Annotated in this window: 18 protein-coding genes; 8 read left to right on the top strand and 10 right to left on the bottom strand. The window is 32.8% G+C overall.

Translation table 11 applies throughout. The features are described 5' to 3' along the window. Window positions 1-270: 270 nt before the first annotated feature. Window positions 271-678, top strand: coding sequence for a hypothetical protein (locus Q1R07_RS08200; protein WP_300488413.1), 408 nt, complete (start codon window positions 271-273; stop codon window positions 676-678). Window positions 679-784: 106 nt separating this feature from the next. Here Q1R07_RS08200 and Q1R07_RS08195 read toward each other — a convergent pair whose 3' ends face one another. After that, window positions 785-982, bottom strand: coding sequence for a hypothetical protein (locus Q1R07_RS08195; RefSeq protein WP_300488410.1), 198 nt, complete (start codon window positions 980-982; stop codon window positions 785-787). Between the two features lie 143 nt (window positions 983-1,125). Here Q1R07_RS08195 and Q1R07_RS08190 point away from each other — a divergent pair, with 143 nt between their 5' ends. The 3 genes from Q1R07_RS08190 (at window position 1,126) to Q1R07_RS08180 (ending at window position 2,854) form a co-directional block, all read left to right on the top strand. Further along, window positions 1,126-1,335, top strand: coding sequence for a helix-turn-helix transcriptional regulator (locus tag Q1R07_RS08190; protein ID WP_300488408.1), 210 nt, complete (start codon window positions 1,126-1,128; stop codon window positions 1,333-1,335). Window positions 1,336-1,438: 103 nt separating this feature from the next. Beyond that, window positions 1,439-1,918 carry a YgcG family protein gene (locus Q1R07_RS08185; protein WP_300488405.1) on the top strand — a complete coding sequence of 160 codons (480 nt, stop codon included), beginning with the start codon at window positions 1,439-1,441 and terminating at the stop codon, window positions 1,916-1,918. 138 nt (window positions 1,919-2,056) lie between these two features. Then, window positions 2,057-2,854: a hypothetical protein gene (locus Q1R07_RS08180; protein ID WP_300488402.1), complete on the top strand. Its 798-nt coding sequence runs from the start codon at window positions 2,057-2,059 to the stop codon at window positions 2,852-2,854. A 131-nt stretch (window positions 2,855-2,985) separates the two neighbouring features. Here the strand turns inward: Q1R07_RS08180 and Q1R07_RS08175 are convergent, their stop codons facing one another. Together Q1R07_RS08175 and Q1R07_RS08170 are read right to left on the bottom strand one after the other, a co-directional pair. Beyond that, entirely contained in the window at window positions 2,986-3,690 is a 705-nt protein-coding gene (locus Q1R07_RS08175; protein ID WP_300488399.1) for a response regulator transcription factor, read from the bottom strand. A 60-nt stretch (window positions 3,691-3,750) separates the two neighbouring features. Further along, the gene (locus Q1R07_RS08170; RefSeq protein ID WP_300488396.1) at window positions 3,751-4,803 is read right to left on the bottom strand and encodes a sensor histidine kinase; all 1,053 of its coding nucleotides are present in this window, start codon (window positions 4,801-4,803) and stop codon (window positions 3,751-3,753) included. Window positions 4,804-5,031: 228 nt separating this feature from the next. Here Q1R07_RS08170 and Q1R07_RS08165 point away from each other — a divergent pair, with 228 nt between their 5' ends. The 3 genes from Q1R07_RS08165 to Q1R07_RS08155 all read left to right on the top strand — a co-directional run bounded on the left by Q1R07_RS08165 (window position 5,032) and on the right by Q1R07_RS08155 (window position 7,832). Continuing rightward, window positions 5,032-6,108: a hypothetical protein gene (locus tag Q1R07_RS08165; protein ID WP_300488394.1), complete on the top strand. Its 1,077-nt coding sequence runs from the start codon at window positions 5,032-5,034 to the stop codon at window positions 6,106-6,108. 203 nt (window positions 6,109-6,311) lie between these two features. Further along, entirely contained in the window at window positions 6,312-6,851 is a 540-nt protein-coding gene (locus Q1R07_RS08160) for a GNAT family N-acetyltransferase (protein WP_300488392.1), read from the top strand. Between the two features lie 9 nt (window positions 6,852-6,860). After that, window positions 6,861-7,832, top strand: coding sequence for a S41 family peptidase (locus tag Q1R07_RS08155; protein ID WP_300488389.1), 972 nt, complete (start codon window positions 6,861-6,863; stop codon window positions 7,830-7,832). Here the strand turns inward: Q1R07_RS08155 and Q1R07_RS08150 are convergent. From Q1R07_RS08150 to Q1R07_RS08140, 3 genes are all read right to left on the bottom strand, one after another. Continuing rightward, the gene (locus tag Q1R07_RS08150) at window positions 7,829-8,416 is read right to left on the bottom strand and encodes a hypothetical protein (RefSeq protein ID WP_300488386.1); all 588 of its coding nucleotides are present in this window, start codon (window positions 8,414-8,416) and stop codon (window positions 7,829-7,831) included. The two genes, Q1R07_RS08155 and Q1R07_RS08150, sit on opposite strands and share 4 nt — an antisense overlap. Window positions 8,417-8,568: 152 nt before the next feature. Further along, window positions 8,569-9,147, bottom strand: coding sequence for a hypothetical protein (locus tag Q1R07_RS08145; RefSeq protein ID WP_300488383.1), 579 nt, complete (start codon window positions 9,145-9,147; stop codon window positions 8,569-8,571). Window positions 9,148-9,289: 142 nt separating this feature from the next. Next, window positions 9,290-9,862 carry a hypothetical protein gene (locus Q1R07_RS08140; RefSeq protein ID WP_300488380.1) on the bottom strand — a complete coding sequence of 191 codons (573 nt, stop codon included), beginning with the start codon at window positions 9,860-9,862 and terminating at the stop codon, window positions 9,290-9,292. A 449-nt stretch (window positions 9,863-10,311) separates the two neighbouring features. Here Q1R07_RS08140 and Q1R07_RS08135 point away from each other — a divergent pair, with 449 nt between their 5' ends. Continuing rightward, window positions 10,312-10,512: a hypothetical protein gene (locus Q1R07_RS08135; RefSeq protein ID WP_300488377.1), complete on the top strand. Its 201-nt coding sequence runs from the start codon at window positions 10,312-10,314 to the stop codon at window positions 10,510-10,512. Window positions 10,513-10,648: 136 nt separating this feature from the next. On the opposite strand, the gene Q1R07_RS08130 is transcribed toward Q1R07_RS08135, so the two are convergent. From Q1R07_RS08130 to Q1R07_RS08115, 4 genes are all read right to left on the bottom strand, one after another. Further along, window positions 10,649-11,248 carry a hypothetical protein gene (locus Q1R07_RS08130; RefSeq protein WP_300488374.1) on the bottom strand — a complete coding sequence of 200 codons (600 nt, stop codon included), beginning with the start codon at window positions 11,246-11,248 and terminating at the stop codon, window positions 10,649-10,651. A 47-nt stretch (window positions 11,249-11,295) separates the two neighbouring features. Next, window positions 11,296-11,655, bottom strand: coding sequence for a hypothetical protein (locus tag Q1R07_RS08125; protein WP_300488372.1), 360 nt, complete (start codon window positions 11,653-11,655; stop codon window positions 11,296-11,298). A 293-nt stretch (window positions 11,656-11,948) separates the two neighbouring features. Beyond that, window positions 11,949-12,548, bottom strand: a complete 600-nt coding sequence (locus tag Q1R07_RS08120) for a hypothetical protein (protein ID WP_300488369.1) — start codon at window positions 12,546-12,548, stop codon at window positions 11,949-11,951. A 718-nt stretch (window positions 12,549-13,266) separates the two neighbouring features. Continuing rightward, the gene (locus tag Q1R07_RS08115; RefSeq protein ID WP_300488367.1) at window positions 13,267-14,181 is read right to left on the bottom strand and encodes a hypothetical protein; all 915 of its coding nucleotides are present in this window, start codon (window positions 14,179-14,181) and stop codon (window positions 13,267-13,269) included. Between the last annotated feature and the right edge of the window lie 154 nt (window positions 14,182-14,335).

Genomic DNA, 14,335 nt, shown 5'->3' with positions numbered 1-14,335 from the left:
TATCGAACATACACTTACTTTGTTTTTATTTGTGTATTTCATCTTGATTACTATCGTTATTTTTGAGCATTGGCAATAGTAACAAATAAACACAATGCGTATTTAGTTTATAACCAATGCTTAGTATTACAAAAATACAAATTAAATCCTTTGCTATTAATTTGTATTACGCCAAATCCTGCCTTCCAGAGCCAAACCCTGCCACCCCGACAGAAAGCTCTAACGAAAGTTAGGGCTTTTTTTGTTTTATACTTCTATATCTAAAGCAAAATGAAAAAAAATAAAACAATTATCTTTTTGTTACTTGTTTTAATAAGTTTTGGTTCATGTGAAAATGCAACTGAACAAAAATTGTTGAAAATTAGAAATACAACAAAATTTAACGAAAGTAAACAGAAAGTCGGATTCAACAATAATATAAAAAGAGAGTTTACCAAAGAAGGTATTGAATACGGTGTAATCACATTAGAAAATTCAGAAAAAGTAAAATTTTGGTTTCAAACTCATCACATGTGTGAAGACGAAATTGGCGGAACTCTTTTTGAATTACCTAATGGAAAATTAAAATTTATAGAAGGATATTTTTGTTGCGAAGTTCAACTTCCCAAAAATGGAAAGTTTAAAAACTCTCAAGAGTTAATGGCAGAAATGGAAAAGGTTGATGGAATTCATCCGTAGAAAAAACCGAATACATAAGATTAGTTAAGCACAATATCACTCCATTTTTTATTAAAAACTTCCACAATTGAACTCTATTGATTTTTAAAACATTAGCAACCACAGACTACACCTTTCTTTTTTTCGGAACCGGATATAGCTTTTCCTTAATTTCAGAAATTTCTTCTTTAAGTTTTTTATTGGCATTTTCTATTAATTCATTCTGAACTTTCATTATTCTCAAAAGATCGTGTATCGCATCCAAATTTTCTAGTTGAAAAAAAATAATTTTTTCAAGATCTGCTTTTGTATATCGTGTACTCATAACTATATTTTTTTGAGTGAATGACAATACAAATGTAAAACAAAATCACATTTATGTAAAATATATTTTCATTTTAGTATTTCTACAATGAAATATATACTTTCACTAGTGTATAACTGCCCTACATTCACTATTTTTGATTTGTGAGTGAAAGAATCAACAAAATAAAAGAAGTTTTAGTTCGTAAAGGTGTTAGTCAAAAGGAACTCGCTGCTCAACTGGAAAAGAATGAGCATACCGTTTCAAATTGGTGTATCAATAAATCGCAACCTCATCTTAAAGACCTCTATAAAATCGCAATCTTTTTAGACGTAGACATTTGCGACCTTTTGATTTCAAATAAAGATAAGTAACAGACTTTTACTAAAAAGGCTAATAGTGCTAACAACGTAGCACAAAACTAAACGTGCTACTTTAAATTTTACTTATCTTTAAAACCTAATCCTCAAAACCATTTTGAAAAAAATTCTAATCCTTATTGCGCTTTTGTTTTTCGGTTTTGGCTTTAGTCAAAATAACGCTATTGAAAACAACCCGACAGTCGTTTTTCCGGAGATCCATGACTTTATAAATGATTATGACGATATCTTATCCCTTTCGCAGGAAGTAATCCTTAAAGCCTACGCAAAAGAAATAAAAAAGCAAAACAATATTGGAATCATAATCGTAACCGTTCCTTCCATTTCGCCGTATACCGATATCTATGATTACTCATTAGACCTCGCTAAACAGACAACATTTGGTTGCATTGTCATTGTCGTTTGCAAAAATATGCGTGCCCTTCAGATACAAAACTGTGATGCCATAGTATCCAAACTGACCGATGAAGAAACGAAATCAATAATTGATCATCATATTATACCCGAATTTAAAAAGGGGAATTATTTTATCGGCTTGGAAAATGGAATTCGTGAAATAAAGAAAGAATTACAATAACTTCCTCTGAAACGTTTTACCAAATCAATCATCAACAGAATCTACTGGTTCAAAATCACTCTTCTGTTTATTTTTTCAGCAATTTGCCTTTGCTATGCTACAAAATTATTCACTGATACTTTAAACAAAAACAATTAAATGAAAAGAATCCTTTTTTTATTATTGTCAATCTTAACTATATCTTGTAACGACACCAAGTCTACAAAAATTAGTAATACCCAAAAAACAGATACAGTATCTAAAAACAATTCCATTTCAGAAAAACAAGAAATAGAAATCGATAGTACTAAAATAATTGAGGTTGGTTATCATGACAATTATGAAAAATTGCCAAAATTAACTTTTGACACCATTACCGAAAAAGAATTTTTATCACTTGGATCCAAAAAATATATTCAAAATTTTAAACCTAAACAAAAAGGTGATTTTTTTTATATCCAAACCGCTTTAAAGAAACATACGTTTAAAAAATATAACGATTATGGTGGAGAAGAAAGTTGGAGCGGTTACGAATACCTAGGTTATTACACTGATTTTAAACTTTTTGCAATTACACGGAATTCAACTTCTGATTATATGGGTTTTGGACAACTGATTTTATTGGATAGTACGAATGACTACAAGTACCATATTATTTCGTTTGGAGACGGTAGTGTCGAATTACCCATCCCTTCTATTAACAATAAGTATTTTGTTTACTTCTACAATTCTGTTTACGAACATAAAAATTCTGACATTGGGATTTTGAAAATTAATGACAAATCAAATCCTAAAAAATATATGACTGAATACGCAAGCTACAATTCTAAAGACTTTGCCATTGAAAAAATTATATGGAAAACGGACAATAGTTTTTTTGTAAAAGGCTATGAAGAGGTTTATGAAAATGACAAATGGGTAAAAAAATATAAGTATTACAAAACAGAATTTCAATAAAAACACCCGCTAGGTATGTTTGGCTACAACCGAAAAAAATACTTTAGCCCAAAAAAGAATCCGATCCCTGTTGACGTATCCAAGGATCAATCGGTTGGATTATAAAAACAGCATTCATCCTATAGCGCTGACTATTTTAAAATTGTAGCATTTAAATAATGTAACCAATTTTCTTTATAACTATTCCCAATAGGGATTTCAACAGCATTTATTTCTACACCATTTTTAGAATAAGCTGTTAGCTTTTTGGCATGAATGATAAACGAACGATGAATTCGAACAAAATTTGAATCCAATAATTTTTCGAAAACAGAAATATTTTGCTTGACATGATGCGATTTTCCATTTTCAAGATGAATCGTGATATAATCCTTCCGGCTTTCAACAAATACAATCTCATCAAATACGATTCTGATGTTTTTACTTCCACTGACTACAAAAATATGGTTTTCTAAAGTCGTTTCTTGCTTTTTTACAGGAGTTTGCAATTGCTTGAATTTCTCAATCGAAACAAAAAAACGGTCGAACGTTATCGGTTTTAAAAGATAGTCAATGACATTCAGTTCGTATCCTTCTATAGCATATTCTCTGTATGCTGTTGTAAAAATTACTTTTGGTGGATTTTTGAGTTTTTTTAGGAAATCATTTCCTTTTAACAATGGCATTTCGATGTCCAGAAAAATCAGATCCACGGTATTTGTTTCCAAAAAAGTATAAGCTTTCAGTGCATTTTCGAAAGAATTGATCAATTCAAAATTTTCAAAATTCATTAAATGAGAAGCAATAAGTTCTCTCGCCAAAGGTTCGTCGTCAACGACAATGCATTTGTATCCCATTTAAAAAGAATAACTATTTTTAATTTTATAAAATCTAATATACTGTTTTTTTAAATCGAATCAGACCAATAGATATAGTTGAACGCTATAGCTGTTGGTTGTTTCTTCAATATGTAGTTGATGTTTATTGGGATATAATAAATTCAGTTGTTTTCGAATATTTTCCAAGCCGATTTTAGATTTGTCCGAAATGCTTTCGAAGTCCTCTTGGGATTTAGTGTTTTTAATGCTAAAAAAAATCTGTTTCTTTTTACTAACTAAATCCATTCTGATTACCGCTTTTTTAGTCTCATTTATGACACCGTGTTTAAAAGCATTTTCGATAAATGTTAGCAGTATTAAAGGCGAAATTTTATTGCTTTCCTGAATTTCTTTGTGAAAAGAAATCGCTAATCTGTTTTCGCTGTAGCGCAATTTTTCCAACGAAATATAATTTTCAATCATGGCAATTTCCTTTTCGATCGAAACATAGCCCTCGTTACAGCGGTATAATACAAAGTCTAAAATTTCCGATAATTTTTCAATTACCTCGGGTGCTTTATCATCCTTCTTTAAGGTTAAAACGTATAAATTATTTAACGTATTGAAAAGAAAATGCGGGTTCAGCTGATTCTTTAACATCTTTAATTCCATTGATTTTTTCTCCTCTTCTACTCTTAGAAGGCGTTGTTGTTTTCTGTTAAAACTGATAAATCCCATAATAATAATCGGATAGGTTATAAAGTAAAACTCTCCGATTATCAATTTTAAAGACGTTAATCTTTCCGGAATTGTCATTTTATGTCCAGGCCAATCATCGAAAAATCCAGGGAATTTGGGTTCGAGATAATAATACTTAAAAGTGATTAAAATGGCAAAAACAACATATAGCCAACCTAAAGTCAAAGCTGTAAAAAGCAGGTATTTCTTTTTATTAAGCGTTTGAGGAATGATCCAATAGATCAATCCATAACCGGCCACGGCCTGTGCTAAAATTTTCCAACTGTATACAAAAGTATAATCATAAGTACTAACCTCTTGTTTTTTGTTTGAGATGTAAAATAATAAAAAGAAAAGCCAAAAAGAGACATGAAGCAAGACTCTTTTTGTATCGATGTTTTTTAGCAAATTCATATGATATTTTCTAGAGAGCAAGGTACTAAAACAGTAACATACTATCCGATGATAGGGATGAATAATATGATTTTGACACCAAAAAACACCTCTTAGCCCACGAATATAATTTTGTTCGGCAATCCATCTATTCGGATGCTACAACAATGTTTTTGAAGGCTCCAAAAATCAAGGTCAGTTACATCATGTATGTTTGCTTAAAAATAGCAACCATAAACGCTACATAAAATGAAAAATACTACCAGAATCGCATTTTTTTTATTTCTAGTTGCTTCGAATTTATTTTCGCAGGAAAGCAAACAAGAAATAACTTTTAGTAAAACCTCAAAATTAATCCGACCAACTTTATTTGCTGATTTAGGTGAAACTTGTCAAACGCCAGATGGGATGGCTTTGGATAAAAAAGGAAATTTATATTTGGCCATTACAAATCCAATAACTTTTGAAAAACATGGCAGTAAAATCCTAACTTTTGATAAGGATGATAAACCTGTAATTTGGTTTGATAACCTACCGCTTCATCCGATAACTAAAAAAGTACATCCGATGGGAATGGAGTTCGGTCCCGATGGAAATCTTTATCTAATGGACAATCAGTTTTTTGCTGGAAAAGAGAACTTTTCGAGATTAATCAGAGTTCTGGTTCAAAATGGAAAGCCCGTTAAAGCAGAAGTTTTAGTGGAAGGTTTTAATTTTGGGGAAGCCGTACGTTGGTGGAAAAACAGGGTTTATATTACGGATGCTTTATTTGAAAATAGAAGAGAAAGTGGTATTTATAGTTTCTCTTTAACGGAATTGAATCAAAAAAATATTGTTTTGAATGCTTCCAATAAAAAGGACTTTTTGATAAGCACTTTTACCTTAAAAGCAGAAATTGTCAAAAATTCAATCGGTATTGATGGGATCGCTTTCGATAAAAAAGGAAATTTATATGCGGGAAATTTTGGAGATGGTGTAATTACTAAAATGGCGTTTTTTAAAACCGGAAAATTAAAATCGAAAAAAGTCGTTTTTGATTCGGATGCGATACGATGTTGTGATGGCTTTTTCTATGATGAAAAAAGAAATTCTATATTCATTGCGAATTATGATAACAATAGTGTTTATCAGTTGAATTTGACGACCAATAGCATTTCTTTAATTTGGGAAAATGAAAATGCGGATGGTTCAGACGGTCTACTTGACAACCCTTGTGAGACTATTGTTTACAAAGGAAAATTACTGGTTGTAAATTATGATACGTTTAAAGGAATAAAAAACACCGAAATAGATAGTTTTCATACCATTTCGAGTTTTGAATTGTAAATTTTCGAATTACTTAAAAATCTGGAGCGGAAGAGATCCGAAACACGGAGCATTGCTACATAAGACAAAAACGCTAACTTTCGTTAGCGCTTTTTTATTTTTCTCCAAATTACAGTTCTAATTTCAATAATTATACGATCTTCGTGTTTCCCCGAACATAGAATCTCAAAATAGTGGCTGACATACCAAACGTATCTTTAAAAATGAAAGAACGTAATAAATACCTATTTACCTCTAAAAGGCTTGGTTTTAGAAACTGGGATATCAATGACATTGACAAAATGCACGAAATAAATTCTGATGAAAGAGTGATGCAATTTTTCCCAAGTCTTCCATCAAAAGAGCAAACAGCTGAATTTATTGCGCGAATGATGCATCAGTTTCAAAATAAAGGTTTTTGCTATTTCGCAGTTGACAAACTTGAAAACAATGAATTTATAGGCTTTATAGGACTTGCAGAACAAACGTACCAAGCTGACTTCACTCCTTGTGTTGATATTGGCTGGCGAATAAAAAGCAGTGAGTGGAACAAAGGCTTTGCCACCGAAGGAGCAAAAAGGTGTCTTGATTATGCCATAAATGACCTAAAGCTTGAAAACATTTTTTCAATCGCACCTAAAGTCAATGTAAAATCGGAACACATTATGGTAAAAATCGGGCTTATAAAACAATATGAATTTGAGCATTCTTTACTAACAAACAATGATCAACTAAGAACTTGTGTATTATACAAAACAACGTAATAAAAAACGATGTATTCTTTTTCTTCTACATTAAAATCATTTCTCTTTTTGGGCGGCATATTGCTTTTCCTCCTGATGGGTTGTCATAGTGGTAAAACGACGCACAATCTGTCTGCTGAATCAAAAGAATATTTAGACGAAGTATTGGAATTACTCCAAACAAAATCGGTTAATCGAAACAAAATTGATTGGGATGCCTTTACTACGGATGTGTTCTATTTTGCGCGAAACAGTCAGACTATAAAAGAAACCTATCCGGCCGTTCGTTATGCTATTACTAAACTAGGAGATAATCACAGCTATTTTAATCCCGCCATAAATGATATAGCGGATTCGGAAGAAAAAACATTGCCCGTTTTCGAGGATGAGGTTACGCCTTCTGACATTGGCTATATTCGAATTCCTTTTTGTATTGGAGATACCGCACAAACAGCGACCTATATTCAAACAATTAACGACAAGATTACCGCACAAAACAACCCCAAAATTAAAGGATGGATCGTCGATTTACGAGATAACTTTGGCGGTAATATGTGGCCCATGATGGCCAGCATCGGTTCTTTATTACAGTCGGGAACACAAGGCTACTTTTTGGATGCCAACGATAAGCCAACCGAATGGCGTTATGACAATGGGAAAGCGTATTCCGATACCGTATTACTTGCGGAAAACAAGAACGTCATTTCGGCATATGGGAAAAATAAAATCGCTGTATTGATCAATACTAAAACAGCGAGTTCCGGGGAAGCCATGGCGGTACTTTTTAAAGGATATTCGCAGGCAAAATTATTCGGTTCTCCGACTTTTGGTGTTTCAACGGGTTGCGAATCGTTCCCTTTGTCGGATGGATCACGTATCAATTTAGCAACAAGTGTTTTTGCTGATCAGCATAAAAACAAATACGGTAATGCTATTATTCCGGATATCCCCGGTTCTGATAGTGAAGTCCTGATAAGCGCCATGAAATGGATTTATAACTAACTCCTCTTTCTGAATAGCTCCGGCGGTTTTCTGGAACTTCCGGTTTGTAGTCCATCCAAATCTACTGTGATACCGGGAATTTTTTCTGAAATATTCTTATTAAGAATCATGCAACTTATTGTCCAATTTCCATTTCCCTTATAATAAATAGACCCTCCTTGAAAATATGCAGCTATACGCCAGGTGCCACCTTCAATAAAAGCGTAGACATTCTTAGGATTAAACCACCCTGCATCATACGGATATAATGTAGCATTGAAACTACTTTCCAATAGCACTAAATTATAGTCTGAAGCTTTTATATTGGTATTAAAATTAGTGACTTCATCTTTATTCACATTATTAAGGACATAAGTGGTATAATTTATTGCTTTTTTACTTTTCTTTACTTCCTTAGTTATATTATCGATAACTAAAGTAGTAATATCATCAGAAGCAATAGTAACACTTGTCGTTCTTATTTTTAAGTTGCCGTTAATATCCAAAGTGGCTTCCGGCTCATTGATATTGATTCCTATCTGGGAAAAACAAATTAGGGATGAAAGGAACAAAAAACTGAAGAATAATAATTTTATTTTAATCATAACATATCGTTTTACTTACGTTGTGGCTCGTCGTTTTATCTGTAATTTAAAATATTTCCTTTTTTTGCAGATTTACAGGAATAACGTCACTTGTTTTTCATTAGTTCCCTTAGCTACACTTCTCATCAACTATTATCGCATTAAAAAACAAATTACAATCCTATCGGACTGTTTGCACTCCCTGTCTCTTGTCCATTCATTTGTACAGAAATCGTTGGAAGCTCATTTACCACCCCCTTATTAATGACCAGACAATATATAACCCAACCTGAATCTGTACCGTTATAAGTACTAAAATAATCGGCATAAAGGCGCCAGGTACCGCCCTCTTTGTATGCATAAACATTTTTAGGTCCATACACACTCTTTTCATGAGTATATAACCAACCACTATCGTAACTACTTCCAGTTACTATCAAACTAAATTCCGAAGTTCCAATATTTGTATTAAAATTCTTTACAAAATCACCATCTACCGAATGGAGTTGGTATGTGAGAAATTTGATTGGAGCCTCTTTTTCCAAAGACATTACTTTTACTTCCTTAGTATTTTTATCGATAACTAAGGAGGAAACATTACTACCACTTGAAGCTGTTCTTACATTACTTATTTTTAAGTTGCCATTAATATCTAAAGTGGCCTCTGGAGTATCTGTATTAATTCCAACCTGAGAAAAACAGGTAAGCGATAAAAAGAACAAAAAGTTAATGGATAATTTTAGTTTGACCATATATTTAGTTTTACTGACATAGCAAGTCGTTTTATCTATAGTGCAAAACATCATTCTTTACAGATTTATAACAACACTATTGAATTACAACGCTATTTGATTTTATTAAAAAACGTATTCATAATGTGGAGCAACAAGAGGATTACAAACCTTCCGGGCAACTTACGGCTCCAGTGCTTTTCCCTTCCATATTTACTGTAGTCGTAGGAATCTTTTTCACTACACCTTTATTGATAATCAGGCAATATATTTCCCAATCACCGTTAACCTTACTATGGCTTTCTAGATAATCAGCAAAGAGACGCCAAGTACCATCCTGTTCAAAAGCATAGACATTCTTAGAGCTATACCAACCAACCTCTGGATATAATAATTGATTGAAAGAACTTCCTACAACTATTAAAGTATATTTTGAAATATCAATATTGGTATTAAAATTACTTATCCGATCTTTCTTTGCCTTATAAAGTTTATAGACAATGTGATTTACTATAATCCTATTTTCCGATTCTGCTACTTTTATTTCGTTAGTATCATTATCGATAACTAAAGAACTAACATCATCAGAAGCAGCAAAAGTTTTTGTAGTTCTTATTTTTAAATTGCCGTTAATATCTAGAGCAGCAGTTGGATTTTGGGTAGCAATTCCAACCTGAGCAAAACAGGTTAGGGATATAAAGCACAAAAAGCTTATGAATAATTTAATTTTTACCATAATCACGATTTTTAATGTTACTATGTTACGCTACAATAGTACTGTTTATAGGATCACAGCATTACTAACCAACTCTTTAAGCTGCTAACTTTGTCATTCACATACAAAGGTAAAGGCTTTTCTGCCCCATATTTGACACTTTACTTCGCTGCCATTTTAGATATTAATTCCAAAAAATGTTTTAAAACAACAACAACATTAAACAACATTATGGCTATCAACCACTTATAAACAACAAATTGATCTTATCCCCAAACTGACTGACAAAACACATCCTTAAATTGGCCTTCTATACAACCAAAAATGACCTCATTTTTTCCCACTGAAAACATCTTAATCCAAACAAAAACCAATAAAATTAACTAGCCATATATTATCATTTACAGGCAGTCTGATACGAAATCCAAACAAAACCCGTTTTTAAACTATACCCTAACTTCCAAATATTTATGAAGAGAAAAATTTTAAACATCTTTGCTTTATCTGCAACACTCACGCTAATCGGTTTTTTAATGGATGGTGATACCAAAGAACCCAATATGCTTCTCCGCTTTACCGAATTTTTCGGAATGGCAGGCCTCACCTTTTTACTGATTGCGACATGCTATTTTGGTTCTGGATTGGTATATAAGACGATCCGAAAAGCATAACAATATCGAATACAAATACAGCCTTAAAATTTTCTTTAAGGCTATGCAAAAAACAGGCTACGCAACAAAACACAAACCGCCTTAGGGAATATGCCCCTAAGGCGGTTTCTTTAAAATATTGTTTTAAGGCCGATCCTTATAACCCTGCCGGAGCAGTTGCCGCACTGCCTGTGTTTGATCCTTTTATATCAGTGGTAACTGAAGGCACAATTTTTAACATACTCCTGCTAATAATCAGGCAATTTATCGTCCAGTTACCATTAACATCACCGTCGGCATGACCTCCAAAATAATCTGCTTTTATACGCCAAGTCCCCCCTTCTTCAAAAGCATAAACAGTAAAAGGGTTATATTTACCTCTACGCCTCCCCATGACAAGCAAGCTCAGATTAAAAGCACTTCCAACCACTACTACAGCATAATCTATAGTCGAAATTTTTGTATCGAAATTGTTAACCCAATCGGAATTTACATTATTAAGGTGATAGATAATATAATTTATTGGAGAATTGTTTCCCGTACGGGACTGAATCATTTTTACTTCTTTAGTAGTATTATCAAGAATTAAAGAAGAAACAGTATCAGAATCAGAAGCGATAGGTGTTGTTTCTAGCCTTAGATTGCCATTAACATCTAAAGTTGCCTGTGGCGTCAGCGTATTAATCCCAACTCCTTGAGAAAAACAAGTTAGCGATAAAAAAGACAAAAAGCTTACTAATAATTTAAATTTCATCATAATTATATATATTTATACCTGTTTTTTTTTCATCATAAAATTCATGATTATAACCCTGCCGGAGGATTTGGAGCACTCCTATCGGGCTGTCTATTCATATTTACAGTAATAGGAGGAATCGTTTTTATTATACTTTTATTAATAGCCAGACAATATACCTTCCAACTACCATTAGCACCATTATACGTTGTACCATCGTGATAATCGGCACTGATACGCCAAGTGTCTCCTTGTTCAAAAGCATAAATATTACAAGAATTATAGTCTCCTCCAGCAGCAGGTTTTAAATTTATATCAAAAGAACTTCCTACTACTACTAAAGTATAGTCTGTAGCGCTAATTTTTGTATTAAAATTTTTAATCCAATCTTTATCTACGTTATTAATGTTATATACAATATAATTCATTGAATAAGTATTACTCAAACTGTATCTAATCCCTTTTATTTCTCTAGTTTCACGGTCGACGACTAAAGACGTGAAATTACCGGAACTACTAATAGGTGCTGTTCCTCTTACCTTTAGATTGCCATTAACATCCAGAGTAGCTCTCGGAGTCTTTACTCCGATCCCAACCTGAGAAAAGCAGGTAAGCGATAAAAAAAATAAAAAAACTTACTAATAATTTAAATTTTATCATAATTATATATTTTTACAGTTATCATTTTTTCACATTTCAGTATAAAATATAAAATTCACGATTATAACCCTGCCGGAGGATTTGGAGCACTCCCGTTCTCCGTTCCTTTCATATTTACAGTAACAGAAGGAATCGTTTTTAATACCCTATTATTAATCGCCAGACAATAGATCTTCCACTGGCCACCAGTAACAACATGAGTTCTACCCGACAAATAGTCGGCGCTGATACGCCAAGTTCCCCCTTCTTTAAAAGCATAAACATTAATAGGATTATAATCTGTATCATCATTAGCCATTAAATTTTGATCAAAAGCACTTCCTACTACTACTACAGTATAATCTGCAGCGCTAATTTTTGTATTAAAATTTCTAACCCAATCTTCATTTGTATTATTAAGATAATAAACCAGATAATTCATTGAAAAAGCACTACCCGTACTGGTTTTGGTTCTAACCACTTTTACTTCCTTAGTTTCTGTATCAATAGCTAAACGATCGATATTATCGGAAATGCCCGAAACACCAGACACTGTTCTTATCTTTAGATTGCCATTAACATCAAGAGTTGCTCCTGGAGTATTTGTTCCTATCCCAACCTGAGAAAAGCAGGTAAGCGATAAAAAAAATAAAAAACTGAAAACTAATTTCATTTTTACCATAAGATCATTGTGTTTTATTGTTACTTAGTTACATTATTAAGAACCAAATAGAATCGCTTTTTGGGAAGCTAAACAGCCATGATCATAAATATTTTCTCTTAACAAAGCTATAATTTTTCTTACTCCTATTAATGGTAGCATCCACTCTACCACTATTTAGAATACCATCAAAAAACAAATCTCTTTTCAAAAAACAAACCACAACAAAATATTAAAAACCAATAACTTACAATAAATAAAAATCAAACTACGCTTATTAATCTATTATTCAAATGAATAAAATTTAGGTTTAAATTGACCATACATGCGGCAACAATGCCCTCTTTTTTTCCGCTGAAAATTTCTTAAATCAGGCAAAAAACAACAAAATTAACAGGTAATATATTACAATTTTTATAAGCATTCTGATATTAAACCCGGACAAAAAACATTTTGGAGTATAAATAACCTCATCTTTGTGAAAAGAACGTTTTTTAAACATCTTTGCTTTATCTGCAACACTCTCGCTAATCGGTTTTTTAATCAATAGCCGCATCAAAGAGCTAAATATTCTTCGCCATTTTACCGAATTTTTCGGAATGGTCGGTATTACATTGCTACTGATTACAACATGCTATTTTGGTTCCGGATTACTCTATAAAACAATTCGAAGAGCATAAAAAAAACAGCCTTAAAGTCAGTTGCTTTAAGGCTGTTTTTTAATTTGTTGTAATTGTTATTACAATTCCTTCACCAGTTTTTCAACGGCACGTCTATAGTTACCAACCGCTATCGGGAGTTTTTCCGTTGCGATGCCATAAGTGTCTATCGTAATGGTCTTTTGAAATTCCGGATTCCCGAATGCCAGAACCAGTTTATCTTCATTTTTATTCCCGGTACTGTAAAAACGGTTCCAATCATCGGTTAACAACTCCTGCGGAACAGTATTGATCAATTCTTTAGCTTTATTCCATTTCTCCAACGGAAGCTCCTCCCCTTTAAAAACATAACCTTCCGGTTTAAACCGTTCCGAATGCCATACTTCGCGAGTATCGGCCCACAATTGCGTATCGGTTACTTTGTAAATTGTATACGATCCAAGGTAATCACCACTTTTAAAAATACCGAAGATGAGGTAATCTGGCCTGATAGAATTCAGGTTAGCATGAGTACTATATAATAAGGTATTCATATACTGATTCCTATCCAAATCTTCCTTATCATAATGACCAAAGAACGCAACATTTTTGATCGTAATCGAATCGATACTTTTTTCCTGAACAAGATGCCACAATTGCAATGCAATGTTTTGCTCAGTAATCGTATAAATTCCTCCCGACCAACCCTGATTTCCCAACGTCATACTCCAACTATTCTCTTTATCATTTTGATCCTGCGAATAAGTGATATAAGCTCCCCGATCATGATCATCATCCCACGAATATATCATTTCGTCAAATACCTCAAAAGGGATCTTGTGCGTTCGCAGTGTTTTTAAAAGCAATTGAATCGTTTCCATATTCATCTGCTCACTTAACTCGATCCAATCCTTTTTCCCCTGATTCTTAACAGCAATGGTATCAATCATATAATCCTGTATACAGTGCTGTATCGGGCCAGCTTTCTTTTTTTTAAAAAAACGGAAGAGATTCATGGCATATCTTTTTAATTGTTCTTTCAAATATACAGTAACCTTTCCATCCGATATGTGATTCGAAATAAAAAAGCCGCATAAAGCGGCTTTCCTTTTTAACGTTTTTTGCAATGACTACAAAGAAGTTTCCCCCCGGTTCCCTCTCTTCGATTTG

The organism is Flavobacterium sp. (genome assembly GCF_030146175.1).
Taxonomy (GTDB): domain Bacteria; phylum Bacteroidota; class Bacteroidia; order Flavobacteriales; family Flavobacteriaceae; genus Flavobacterium.
This window is presented reverse-complemented; position numbering and strand designations above follow the sequence as displayed.

Coding starts and splice junctions, on each gene's coding strand:
- Q1R07_RS08125 (WP_300488372.1), bottom strand. CDS start 11,655: ATGAATTATATTGTATATAACATTAATAACGTAGATAAAGATTGGATT.
- Q1R07_RS08200 (WP_300488413.1), top strand. CDS start 271: ATGAAAAAAAATAAAACAATTATCTTTTTGTTACTTGTTTTAATAAGT.
- Q1R07_RS08140 (WP_300488380.1), bottom strand. CDS start 9,862: ATGGTAAAAATTAAATTATTCATAAGCTTTTTGTGCTTTATATCCCTA.
- Q1R07_RS08135 (WP_300488377.1), top strand. CDS start 10,312: ATGAAGAGAAAAATTTTAAACATCTTTGCTTTATCTGCAACACTCACG.
- Q1R07_RS08130 (WP_300488374.1), bottom strand. CDS start 11,248: ATGATGAAATTTAAATTATTAGTAAGCTTTTTGTCTTTTTTATCGCTA.
- Q1R07_RS08120 (WP_300488369.1), bottom strand. CDS start 12,548: ATGGTAAAAATGAAATTAGTTTTCAGTTTTTTATTTTTTTTATCGCTT.
- Q1R07_RS08150 (WP_300488386.1), bottom strand. CDS start 8,416: ATGATTAAAATAAAATTATTATTCTTCAGTTTTTTGTTCCTTTCATCC.
- Q1R07_RS08170 (WP_300488396.1), bottom strand. CDS start 4,803: ATGAATTTGCTAAAAAACATCGATACAAAAAGAGTCTTGCTTCATGTC.
- Q1R07_RS08175 (WP_300488399.1), bottom strand. CDS start 3,690: ATGGGATACAAATGCATTGTCGTTGACGACGAACCTTTGGCGAGAGAA.
- Q1R07_RS08195 (WP_300488410.1), bottom strand. CDS start 982: ATGAGTACACGATATACAAAAGCAGATCTTGAAAAAATTATTTTTTTT.
- Q1R07_RS08145 (WP_300488383.1), bottom strand. CDS start 9,147: ATGGTCAAACTAAAATTATCCATTAACTTTTTGTTCTTTTTATCGCTT.
- Q1R07_RS08155 (WP_300488389.1), top strand. CDS start 6,861: ATGTATTCTTTTTCTTCTACATTAAAATCATTTCTCTTTTTGGGCGGC.
- Q1R07_RS08160 (WP_300488392.1), top strand. CDS start 6,312: ATGAAAGAACGTAATAAATACCTATTTACCTCTAAAAGGCTTGGTTTT.
- Q1R07_RS08165 (WP_300488394.1), top strand. CDS start 5,032: ATGAAAAATACTACCAGAATCGCATTTTTTTTATTTCTAGTTGCTTCG.
- Q1R07_RS08115 (WP_300488367.1), bottom strand. CDS start 14,181: ATGAATCTCTTCCGTTTTTTTAAAAAAAAGAAAGCTGGCCCGATACAG.
- Q1R07_RS08180 (WP_300488402.1), top strand. CDS start 2,057: ATGAAAAGAATCCTTTTTTTATTATTGTCAATCTTAACTATATCTTGT.